Source organism: Wolbachia endosymbiont of Madathamugadia hiepei, from assembly GCF_013366855.1.
Lineage (GTDB): Bacteria > Pseudomonadota > Alphaproteobacteria > Rickettsiales > Anaplasmataceae > Wolbachia.
On the sequence record NZ_WQMP01000019.1, the window covers coordinates 1 to 11,182 of the forward strand.

At 36.8% G+C, this 11,182-nt stretch carries 14 protein-coding genes; 5 read left to right on the top strand and 9 right to left on the bottom strand.

The features are described 5' to 3' along the window. Positions 1-218: 218 nt before the first annotated feature. The 5 genes from GO685_RS01230 to GO685_RS01250 are packed head-to-tail and all read right to left on the bottom strand — an operon-like array spanning position 219 to position 3,827. Positions 219-962 (bottom strand): putative folate metabolism gamma-glutamate ligase, encoded by a 744-nt coding sequence (locus tag GO685_RS01230; protein ID WP_175937213.1) that lies wholly within the window; start codon positions 960-962, stop codon positions 219-221. Then, the gene (locus tag GO685_RS01235; RefSeq protein WP_175937214.1) at positions 952-1,446 is read right to left on the bottom strand and encodes a dihydrofolate reductase; all 495 of its coding nucleotides are present in this window, start codon (positions 1,444-1,446) and stop codon (positions 952-954) included. The genes GO685_RS01230 and GO685_RS01235 overlap by 11 nt, the downstream gene beginning before the upstream one ends. Continuing rightward, on the bottom strand, positions 1,443-2,741 hold the full coding sequence (gene folP, locus GO685_RS01240) for a dihydropteroate synthase (RefSeq protein ID WP_175937215.1): 1,299 nt from the start codon (positions 2,739-2,741) through the stop codon (positions 1,443-1,445). The genes GO685_RS01235 and folP overlap by 4 nt, the downstream gene beginning before the upstream one ends. After that, a complete protein-coding gene (locus tag GO685_RS01245; RefSeq protein ID WP_175937216.1) occupies positions 2,741-3,139 on the bottom strand; it encodes a dihydroneopterin aldolase in 399 nt (132 codons plus the stop codon). The genes folP and GO685_RS01245 overlap by 1 nt, the downstream gene beginning before the upstream one ends. A gap of 28 nt (positions 3,140-3,167) precedes the next feature. After that, the gene (locus GO685_RS01250) at positions 3,168-3,827 is read right to left on the bottom strand and encodes a CADD family putative folate metabolism protein (protein WP_175937222.1); all 660 of its coding nucleotides are present in this window, start codon (positions 3,825-3,827) and stop codon (positions 3,168-3,170) included. Between the two features lie 689 nt (positions 3,828-4,516). Here GO685_RS01250 and GO685_RS01255 point away from each other — a divergent pair. Together GO685_RS01255 and gpmI are read left to right on the top strand one after the other, a co-directional pair. Next, positions 4,517-4,684 carry a hypothetical protein gene (locus GO685_RS01255; protein WP_175937217.1) on the top strand — a complete coding sequence of 56 codons (168 nt, stop codon included), beginning with the start codon at positions 4,517-4,519 and terminating at the stop codon, positions 4,682-4,684. A gap of 656 nt (positions 4,685-5,340) precedes the next feature. Then, on the top strand, positions 5,341-6,846 hold the full coding sequence (gene gpmI, locus GO685_RS01260) for a 2,3-bisphosphoglycerate-independent phosphoglycerate mutase (protein ID WP_175937218.1): 1,506 nt from the start codon (positions 5,341-5,343) through the stop codon (positions 6,844-6,846). Between the two features lie 19 nt (positions 6,847-6,865). On the opposite strand, the gene GO685_RS05495 is transcribed toward gpmI, so the two are convergent. From GO685_RS05495 to fabD, 4 genes are all read right to left on the bottom strand, one after another. Continuing rightward, positions 6,866-7,051 carry a hypothetical protein gene (locus tag GO685_RS05495; protein ID WP_246226317.1) on the bottom strand — a complete coding sequence of 62 codons (186 nt, stop codon included), beginning with the start codon at positions 7,049-7,051 and terminating at the stop codon, positions 6,866-6,868. A 107-nt stretch (positions 7,052-7,158) separates the two neighbouring features. Further along, positions 7,159-7,398 carry a hypothetical protein gene (locus GO685_RS05500; RefSeq protein WP_246226319.1) on the bottom strand — a complete coding sequence of 80 codons (240 nt, stop codon included), beginning with the start codon at positions 7,396-7,398 and terminating at the stop codon, positions 7,159-7,161. Next, positions 7,385-7,621, bottom strand: a complete 237-nt coding sequence (locus tag GO685_RS05505; protein ID WP_246226321.1) for a hypothetical protein — start codon at positions 7,619-7,621, stop codon at positions 7,385-7,387. Before GO685_RS05505 ends, GO685_RS05500 begins: the two co-directional genes overlap by 14 nt. A 64-nt stretch (positions 7,622-7,685) precedes the next feature. After that, positions 7,686-8,666 (bottom strand): ACP S-malonyltransferase, encoded by a 981-nt coding sequence (gene fabD / locus GO685_RS01270; protein ID WP_175937219.1) that lies wholly within the window; start codon positions 8,664-8,666, stop codon positions 7,686-7,688. 128 nt (positions 8,667-8,794) lie between these two features. Here fabD and rpmE point away from each other — a divergent pair, with 128 nt between their 5' ends. The 3 genes from rpmE (at position 8,795) to GO685_RS01285 (ending at position 11,041) form a co-directional block, all read left to right on the top strand. After that, positions 8,795-9,007 carry a 50S ribosomal protein L31 gene (gene rpmE / locus GO685_RS01275; RefSeq protein ID WP_041046380.1) on the top strand — a complete coding sequence of 71 codons (213 nt, stop codon included), beginning with the start codon at positions 8,795-8,797 and terminating at the stop codon, positions 9,005-9,007. Between the two features lie 24 nt (positions 9,008-9,031). After that, positions 9,032-9,826: an NAD kinase gene (locus GO685_RS01280; protein WP_175937220.1), complete on the top strand. Its 795-nt coding sequence runs from the start codon at positions 9,032-9,034 to the stop codon at positions 9,824-9,826. Positions 9,827-9,919: 93 nt separating this feature from the next. Continuing rightward, positions 9,920-11,041, top strand: coding sequence for a hypothetical protein (locus tag GO685_RS01285; RefSeq protein ID WP_175937221.1), 1,122 nt, complete (start codon positions 9,920-9,922; stop codon positions 11,039-11,041). The last annotated feature ends 141 nt before the right edge of the window (positions 11,042-11,182 follow it).

Genomic DNA, 11,182 nt, shown 5'->3' on the forward strand with positions numbered 1-11,182 from the left:
TCACATCTTTTCTACGCTTATTTCATATTCCATGCAACCCAAAAGGCCCTCTATTTCCAGCTCTTTCTTTATCGGCTAATCCATAGTTAGCCTTTTAAGGGTAACGGCGAAGGTTGTCAAGTAGTTTTTTTGTATATGCTAAAGCTGGTTTGCTATGCGAGAGATCTAACGTATGATATAAAAGGAAAAGTCGGGCTGCATGCCCTAGCTTTATAAATTTATCCCCCGTTCTTCAACCATCGGGCTTTCATGAGTAGAGGAGAATAAAGATCTTCTTCCATCGATATCTTAACACTTCTCTCTTCTTCTATAGTCGGTGGACGAGTAAGAAAGCGGATTTTTGGTACATTTCTAATGACTGCCATTGGTGTTTGTTCTGCCCCTTCTCCCATGACTAAAACAGCAGATGCTGCCAGCGCATCAAGAAGATTGATTTGTGTTACCTGGAGTGGCCTACTATAAAGATCTGGCTTGCCTACATAAGAATAAAGCGGCTCAAATCCACACCAACCAAGAGCAATTCCTGTAACCCCAAGACGCATAGGTGCTATATTGCTATCTGTAATTAAAATACCAAGATACTTTATGCAGAATTTTGTCCTTAGGTAGTTCCATACTGATATAGCTGTTTTCTGGACATCTTTTGGATATAGAATATACACCTCATCACCGTTTGATTCGTCAATGCCGGCAGATGGAATTAAGATATTATCCTTAATTGTCAAATAGATGCCATGTGGGTTGCAATCTGCATCAACAATCGCATCAGCTTCTCTTTTAATCAGCTCTTCTTTAGAGCAGGCAGTGTTGTGAACTACTTGCTTTTGGCAAACGGAAATGACTTTTGATGTAATAGCAAGCACAACCTCCTCCCTCAACAGTTTTGAAACATAGCGATCAAGAATCTTCTCTAATGTTTCACCGCATTCAACGCGATGGGTGTAAATTGCTTCAACTTGCATATATTAGCCTGCATATGGTATAATCTTTTGTTTCGGTGAGAATAGTTTTATTCCACCCATCAAGGAGTGCTAAGTTGAAATATACATCACCTTTATAAGGTTTGTGAATTTTTGTTATGATAAATTCTGAGATTAGATTGTGCTCTAAAAAAAGGTGCGCTATCTGCGCTCCACCAACCATGAAGATTTTGGAGTAATTCCAACTATTTGGAATTGATAGAAACTCTTGCACAGAAGAAACAATAGTACATTTTATATCTCTATTAAAACACGAGCTTAGCTTGTTACGAGAAAAAACAACAGGAACACAACCCTTCAATATGCTTTGAGGCATGGTCTCAAATGTCTTTCTTCCCATAATAATAACTTGTTTGTCAGTCACCTGGCGAAAGTGCTCCAGCTCACTTGGATAATGCCAGGGCAATCCATTATTTATTCCAATTACCCCGTTTGGATCAACGGCCATAACTCCGATAATCATCATCCCTGTAAGGCAGCTTGGGCTACAAAAAATCGCACGTGATCGCGCACATTATGCACTCGAAGGAAATCAACCTTATTGTGTAATACAGATGACATAGAAATTGTTTCTAAATCTCGGTTAAAGGCAAGTTCTGAAGAAAAAGAAGAAATAAATGACTTTCTAGAATGACCCACTAGAACCTTGCAGCCGAAACTTTGCAATGCTTCTATATTGCGCAAAATCCAGATATTCTGATATAGGGATTTTCCAAAACCTATACCAGGATCAATAATTATTGAGCTTTTATTAAAACCTAGAGCTAGTAATCTATCAATACTTTTCTCTACCCAGTGATTTATGGTATTGACGGGGTCAGTGTTACCTGGAATAATGTTGTCCTTATGTGCTGGTATGGAAAGTGAATGCATAATAACGATGCTACACCCACCGCTAGCAATTGCTTTTAAGGTATTATCATCTAGATCTCCTTTAACATCGTTTACCCAAGCAATGTTATAATATTCCAAAGCTTTTAAAATAACATCCGGCCAGAAACTATCAATACTGACTTTAATATCGCCAGCTTTCATATAATGACTAAGATTATCAAGTACTGGTTTTAAACGTCCATATTCTTCCTCTGGGGTTTGCATCGAGGATCCAGGCCTTGTTGATTGAGCACCAAGATCAACTACGCTTGCACCAGCTGATACAAGTTGCAATGCCTGCTTATTTGCTTGATCTGCCTCATAATAGAGACCACCATCTGAAAATGAATCAGGAGTGACGTTGACAATTCCCACAAGCTCTGGTGAAAGCGTAAAACTCTTTAAAAAGCAGTCTTGAACGCTAGGAGTGTTGTAAGCAACAGTACCAAACGTTTTGTTGGTCGTTGGAATATCACCCATGGGGCTGAGCATTGCCATCAAGTGAAGCAAAAATGGTCTGTTTAACAATTCTGGGTGAGGAATCTTAAGGTAGGGTGTATCGAGTGTCAGATCATCCCATAATAAAATATCCAAGTCGATAATACGAGGTGCCCACTTTTCATGAATCTGTGGACGGCCAATGTCACATTCGATTTGTTTTAGGCCCTTTAATAACTCTTTAGGAGAAACAGAGCAGTTTCCATACACAACCATGTTAAAAAATGGCTTGTCCCACTCAGTTGGAGCACCATTTGGTAAAATAGCCTTAGTTTCTAAGACAATCGAAGATTTTAGATCTTTAAAATAGCGCTCCTTTAGTAACTGAGCAGCCTTTTGTAAATTAGAAAGGCGATTCCCTATATTTGAGCCAATAGAAATGTAAACCATTAGTTATCTTCCTGTTCTTGCAGTGCATTGTAATAGGTGAAGAGAACACCCCCATGTACATCGGGAACGGATGGTGCAACTTTGTGAGTAGTCACTCTTATAGAAGAAATAATATGCCTTTTCTGCATCAAAAGGTTACTAATGGTTACATATACATCATGAGTAAAATGTTCGATTAAATTGAATTGCTTGCTTTGAGCAAGCGATTGTATATTCTGCACTACCTCCAGATAGCAGATAGTATCTTCAAGCCGATCAGTTATAAGCCCTACAGGAGGAGACTTAAAGGTAAAATCAACATTAATACTCACTAATTGGGGATGGAATTTCTCTTCTGCACTACACCCTAAATGAACCCAAAGCCGTAAATCAGATATAAGAAGATTACATGCAGACATTACACCATTGAGTTTAATCTACTTACAACTAATGACACACATTAGCATTCATCATTCCATCAAGAAAACCCCATAAAAGTTTTGCTCCTTTTTTAGCACCTTGCATAACTTTCCCTTGTTCTTCTTCATTTAAATCCGCAATAAGGTTTGCGCACTCCTCAGAGTGCCATTCATCAGCATTCATGTGAACCGTAAAAAATTGGAGAGAGCGCTCATCATCTATTGAATAATGCTTTTTCAGACCTTCAATTTTAGACTTAGAAACCTCTGAAGTTTGACGTTCATAAGCATAAAGAGCTCCAAGACCCATTGCAAAGCCTGATCGTACAATATCAAAATAACCATCAACTAATTCTTGTGTCTCGTTAATTTGTGCATCTTCACGAAGATCAGATCGTGAGACACCAAGCCCTTCAGCAAAACGTTGCCATAACTCTGGATGGTTTTCATCGCCTTGTTCTTCTTCTATTAAATTACCAAGCAAAACTTGTCGCATTCTCAGATTTGGGCACAAAGAATGTATACCGCTGATATAACGAGGAAATGCGGCAATATGATGATAATATTCCTTAGCATAAACTTGTAGAGCTTCAAGACTCAAATTTCCTTCATTCCATGATTGGTAAAACTGATGTTTTAATAAATGCAAATCATCTAATTCTCTATTAAGTAATTGAATAAACGTTATAATAACTCCTTAAGTTAACACAAAACTATTCCAGACTATTCATAGATTCACCAGATGTCAAGAGACATCATGTCGATTTTCACTAGATCTCTCGTATAACAAACCAGTTTTAGCAGCGCACTAGGCACATACCCAATATAAAAAAACTACTTGACAACTTTTGCCGTTACCCTTACCATAAAGTTGGAGCTATTCATTTAGCTTCAATCTGTGCAGATTAAACGACGAAAGTATCACGGCTGGCGTCTTATGTTTAATTTTTTGCACTATGTGCGCCTCATGTCTTTATTAATTTCACCTAGATTTCTAGGTTTTTGCCTATACAAGCTGAAACGCGCTTATAAGTCGTTTAAGACAGTATAGTGCGCCAATTTGCAGGATTAGAGAGTGAGCAACTTCTACCACGGGATTTCTTTTGTCTTTTTTTCTGCTTAGTAAATTTCTTAACGCTTAAGTCAAGGTTAGTTGTAGTTTAAAAGCAGCTAAATTGCAGCGTTTAAGGCATAAAAACGCCAATACTAAAAATAAATACCGACCAGAGCTTCTTTTGCTTTTTTCTCTATCTGGTAAATTTCTTAATATTGATTGCTAATTGTAATTCATGAATTGGGTAGGAGGGTGTCATGCAAGTAGCTGACACTGGCATCCAAGAATCTTATTAAGTTGGTGAGTATAAAAGTAGCTGTTTTATGTTAAAATATAACGTTTTGATGATTATAGAAAGGCTGGGCTCCAGTGTACGCTACTTGGATGACACCGTCTGTTACGCAAATTACCTGCTAATTGCAATGTTCATTAGCTGTGCGTCAAGTGCTGGAATGATACCACTTGCTGTAAAAATAAATGTTTGTTTATGAATTGCTTTAATATTTACCAAATAGAAAAAAAAGCAAAAGAAACCCTGGTCAATATCTATTTTAATAACTTGGCGTTAATGTCCTATACGCTTGACGAGTAGCTGACCTTGGGGTTGTAAATACCCATAATTTATGATAAGGGAAACGTTAAAACTTGTCAAGCAATTTTTTTGTGAAAAAAATGGGATCGGTTAATTTTTTAACTAATTTAAAAAAAGACAAAAAAACCCCGCAATGTGAGTTGTTTACTGTTCTCTCAAAAACTTGGCGTCCGGTTCTCTCTTACATCGCTTAATAAGCGAGGCTCAGCTAATGTAGACAAAAAATTATCAAGACATGCAGTGTCCATGCTGCAAAAATTAAACATAACACGCCTTGTTTTATACTCTGCTTTTGTCACTTAATACAAAGATTAAAGATAAATTTTAGGCCTAAAACACCCATAATCCTATTGTAAGAGAACTGACGCAGGTTGTCAAGTAGTTTTTTCGTACATGCTAAAACTAGTTTGTCATGCAAGAGATCTAATGTTGTTCTGACGCACCTATGTGATATTTGATAATTCCTCCTTTACAAACTTCATGTCACACAATATAGAGATTGTGGAAAGAGTTTGTTCTTGGTATCATGTTATACCTATAGAATTCTAGCACCGTATGAACTTTAAATCGGTCGTTTTATGTATACTAGATGGCTGGGGAAATGGAATAGAGAATAGTCAATATAATGCTATTAGCAATGCAAATCCACCCTGTTGGCAGTATATTAGCTCTAATTACCCAAAATGCAGTTTATCTTCCTGTGGAGCCGATGTTGGGCTACCAGATGGTCAGATAGGCAATTCAGAAGTTGGCCATATGAATATTGGCAGTGGCAGAGTAGTGATGCAAAGCCTACAGCGCATTAATCAAGAAATAGGAACAATAGAAAACAATGCAAATCTACAAAACTTTATTGGCAATTTAAAAAGTAAGCATGGCGTATGCCATATAATGGGATTAGTGTCAGACGGTGGTGTTCATTCGCATCAAAAACATATTTCAACTCTAGCAAATAAAATATCGCAACACGGAATTAAAGTGGTGATACATGCATTTTTAGATGGCAGAGATACATCACCAAATTCGGGGGAAAAATGCATTCAAGAATTTGAAGAGAGTATAAAGGGTAATGACATAAGAATTGCTACTGTCTCTGGACGTTATTACGCTATGGACCGTGATAACAGGTGGGAAAGAACAATTGAAGCTTACGAAGCTATCGCATTTGCAAAGGCACCTTGTCACGATAGTGTGATTTCGTTGATTGACAATAACTACCAAAGCAACATAACTGATGAGTTTATCAGACCCGCAGTAATAGGTAACTATCAAGGTATAAAGCCAGAAGATGGAGTGTTACTGGCTAACTTTCGTGCCGATCGAATGATACAATTGGCGAGTATTTTGCTTGGTAAAACAGACTACATTGAAGTAGCAAAATTCTCTTCAACTTTAAGTATGATGCAATGCAAAGCGGACTTAAAAATTCCCTGTCTTTTTCCTCCTACATCTTTCACTAATACTCTAGGACAGGCAATAGCGGATAATAAATTACGACAGTTACGTATTGCTGAAACTGAAAAATACGCTCATGTAACTTTCTTTTTCAATTGCGGCAAAGAAGAACCTTTTCCCGGTGAAGAAAGAATTCTCATTCCTTCACCAAAAGTTAAAACTTATGATTTGCAACCTGAAATGTCAGCCTTTGAGCTCACAGAAAAGCTTGTAGAAAAAATTTATTCTCAAGAATTCGCACTGATAGTTGTAAATTACGCTAATCCTGATATGGTAGGTCATACAGGTAACATGAAAGCAGCTAAGAAGGCTGTGCTAGCTATAGATAATTGCCTTATGAAAGTGCTCAATGCTGCTGAAGAAGTGGGTAACACTGTGCTCATTGTTACGGCAGATCACGGCAATGTTGAGTGCATGTTCGATGAAGAAAACAATACACCCCATACGGCACATACTTTGAATACAGTTCCATTCATCGTATGCTTTGATTCTTATAACAGTCTGAAGCTGAGAGATGGAAAGTTATCTGATATCGCTCCCACTATTTTACAGTTACTTGGAATTAAAAAAACAGACGAAATAACAGGTAGTTCATTGATTGTATAAGCAGCCAGTACGCTTTATGTTATTCTAATTCTACCGTTGGGGATTGATTTGCATTTGGAAATAAAACACTGTGTAAAGCAGATAGCATATCTATTTGCTGCTCTAAATGACCATGCTCTGCCTCCACATTAGAGTACCGAATATTGTTTTCTCCAGCATATACAGATAAAGAACCATCGTCTTCAACCGCTTTGTTGTTTTGCAATATTATATTAAAAACTTCCTTCTGTTTTAAAGCCTCAAACCAATCTTCAACTGTCGTGTAGAAAAACTCACCCGTTCCGCTTTCTGGACATACTTCTGGATAAATCTTCAGTACATCACGGGAAAGTGGTGGAGAAAAATAGCTTTTGAATGAGTAGCTAGGAGAGTTGTAGTTATTATGCAGAGCGATGACATGTCTTGACCGGGAAGCAAGAAATCTAAAATTTTTTCTGCAAAATTTCTAACTGCTTTCAAAGCACCTTCTGAGAAATTGCCAAATTTTTTTAAACTAGCCTCTGCACCCACGTCGTCAAATATACGATTGGGATCAAACTCATACTTCACCATTTAAATTAAATTCTACATTACGTGAAGTACCATCGCCATGAATAATATACAACATCCTACCGCCAAATTGTTGGATTATGCGCTTGCCGGCCTCTCTTGAAGTTACCTCGTTTTGATGCACGTTAATAAAATTAATTCCACTTATGTCATCACTTTCAATAAAAAGTTTAACTGTGGTACTGCCTAATGTTAGGTCGTACTCTTGAGTGTTAATATTTGTCATACTTCTTACCCCTCCCTTAATTGGTAGAACTAACAATCAACCTTATTTGCGCTAGCTATACACTTTAACTTAAACTGACTTCGAGATTTTCCGCTGTCAACACTAACGATTCATTAAGAAAATTATCAATATCACCAATACTACCTATATTTTTTGTACTGATGGATTGATCAATTCTTTTGACTAAATTAGATAAAACTTTATTAGGCCCAATTTCAACGAATTTGTTGACGTCGCGGTTTACCATATATAAAACCATCTCTCTCCACCTTACTTTGCTTATGATTTGCTTAACAAGCAAATCTCTTATTATTTTTGGGTCACTTTCTTCTTTGGCTGTAACATTTGATACAAAGGGAATTAGGGGTCGAGTTATTGTAATGTTTTCCAAAAATTCCAAGAGTTTTTCATCAGTGGGTTTCATAAGAGATGAATGAAAAGGTCCACTAACTTGCAATTTAATTAGTTTCCTCACACTTGAGTTTTTGAATAGATCGGGTAACATTTCAAGAGCTTCCGCAGTGCCGCTTACCACTACCTGTCCACCACCATTATCGTTTGCAACTTCACAAACCCCGTCAATTTTGGCTGATTTCAATATATCTTCTACTTCGCTTATCTCTGCTCCAAGCAATGCAACCATTCCGCCTTTACATTTCAAAGAGGCTTCATGCATCGCTTCACCGCGAATTTTCAGCAGTTTGACTGCAGACTCGAGAGTCAATGCTCCTGCGGCACACAGTGCTGTATACTCGCCAACTGAATGCCCACAAACATACTGAACGCTACAATCAGAGAAAAGAGACCTGCCAAACACATGCTCCATAACACGTAGCATTGCAACTGACACCGCCATTATAGCTGGCTGAGCATTTTCTGTGATGGTCAATTCTTCAATAGGGCCGTCAAAAATTAAACTAGATAACTTTCTACTTAGTACACTATCTACTTCATAAAATACCTGTCTTGCAACAGAGAACTCACTATATAAGCTCCTTCCCATTCCTACAAACTGAGAGCCCTGACCAGGGAAAGCAAAAATCATAATAATTATTATTTATTCTTCATCAAGTATACTACTTTATTTATTTTTTATCAATATTTTAGAATAATAATTGACTTAGTGAATCGAATCCACTAGAATATTAACTAACTAGAAGTTTGTAGGTAGCAATGGCAGAAATTGATTATCATAAAATTACTATAATCATGACAAATGGTCAAGAGTTTGAAACTCGTTCCACTTATGGAAAGGAAGGTGATAAGGTAAAACTTGATAGAGATCCTTTAACCCACCCTGCATGGACTGGAAGTTTGACAAGTGGATCGGCAAGCAAAACTAGCAAAATAGCTAAGTTTAATGATAAATATGGAGGTATCTTCTAGTTTTTGCTTCTTTTTGAGTGAAGCATGCATAAATATAAAAATATAGCCTACGTTGCTTCTGAGTCACCAAAATCGCAGGAAGTATCCAAACTGTTACAAAAATTTAATCCTATCAGTATAACAGAGGAAAATAAATCCGAAATTGATCTACTCGTAGTTGTTGGCGGTGATGGCTTTATGCTACGCACCCTGCATAATTACGTGATAGGAAATAAAAACATACATGTATATGGAGTAAATACTGGTAATGTTGGATTTTTGATGAATAAGTGCTTTAGCCGCAGCGAAGATCTAGTTTATAACATAGAATGCACAATCCCAACTCAGCTCACTTTGTTAAAAACGGAAGCTACAGATATAGGTGGCAAGAAATACCATTACATAGCAGTAAACGAGGTATATGTTTTCAGAAAAGCGAATCAAATAGTAGAAATGAATATTACTATCAATGACAAGCTAAAAGTAGAAAAATTTAGAGGGGATGGAATAATATTGTCTACCCCAACTGGTAGCGCTGCATATAACTTTTCCGCCGGAGGCCCAATCTTACCATTAAACTCAAACTTACTTGCACTGACCTCTATTAATAGCTATCACCCAAGGCATTGGAACGGAGCGTTAATCTCAAGTGATACAGTAGTACAAATTGACATTAACGACGTGGAAAATCGTCCAGCACTTGTGGTATCAGATTACAAGGAGTTCCATAATATATCACAGATAAAAATGCAGAAAGACCACGAGAACACAGTCACTCTACTTTTTGACAAAGATTATTCACTAGACGAAAGAATCTTTGATAGGCAGTTTTTATACTAAATTTTTCATATCTATCCTTAAATTAGTATTTACTACATCTTAATAATTATAGTGTAATCAACACAGTATTGGTAATTAATTTTGGAGAGTAGTATGCATGGATCAACAACGCCTACACCAACACCTAGAGCAACTGTTACAGAAAAGGACAATGTGCAAGAGGAATTAAAAACTATTGCATTTAAAAGAATCAACGTGCCTAGTGAGCTAATAACAGAAACAGACAGAACAGCGAATGATGGTTATTTAGACGAAGTAGAAAAATGGATTAAAGAACCTATACAGAATCATCAGAATATTAAAGATTTAGGTATGGTTCCAACTCCTTCACCATCGTATACGAGCGAAAATGGCTCTGGAAAGTCTTTGCTCTTAGATGGTAAAAAAACAAACAGATTTCTACAGAAAGTAAAGTATGTGATGCAGAAGAAAAAAGTTACAATACCTCTTGCAGGTCTTGTTACGACGTGTTGTATTACGGCAATCGCCTTGAGTGTGCAACAAATAGGATTTATTGGATTCATTAGCAGCGTAAATCCTGTCACTATATTTGGTGGGGTATTAGCATCTTGTTTAGTCTTGGGAATTATGTGGGAACTTATACAAGCAGTCCGTACTGAGGAACATAAGATTAAAGAAAGAGATACTCAAAAAGTTCTAGATGAGATATTAGATACACTACCGAAAGACAAGTGTATCAAGTCCTTGGTATTAAAATATAGTAACGGTAATCGCGTTTACTTTACGTTCCATCCTCTTCAAGGACAAGAAAAAAATAGTGCAAAAATTGTAGAACTTATAGGACGGCCAATCTGTTACAAGAGTAAAGTAAATTCATTAGTCAATGATAGACTATGGCTTCCTATTTTAAGCACAGTTCTTATTACTGGAAGCATAACCTTTCCTTTAACACTGTATTCAACAGGTGGTTTGAGTAATATAGTAAATTTATACACAAATCCTACCATTTACTGGCCAGTCGTTGCAATTTCATGTACTCTACTGCTTTTCACTGCAGTTTATGCCCTTCATCATTGGAACAAAACTGATTTTAAAGATTATGTGTTATTAAATAAACAAGATGCTAGCAGTGGAAAACTTAATGAAACATTTATCGAAGTTATGAAAGAAAGTCAGAAGGATGTTAGTTCAAAGTTGTTACAGGTAGTTGCTGAACCATGTGGTCATCCAGATATTACTTATATTGTTAATTAGATTATGGAAAACATATTTTCTGGCTTGCACTTCTTTTCATCACTATCCTAGTAACGCTAACTATGGATTAGCCGATAAAGAAAGAGTTGGAAATGGAAGGTTTTTTGCGTTGTAAAGAATATGAAATAAGCGTAGAAAAAA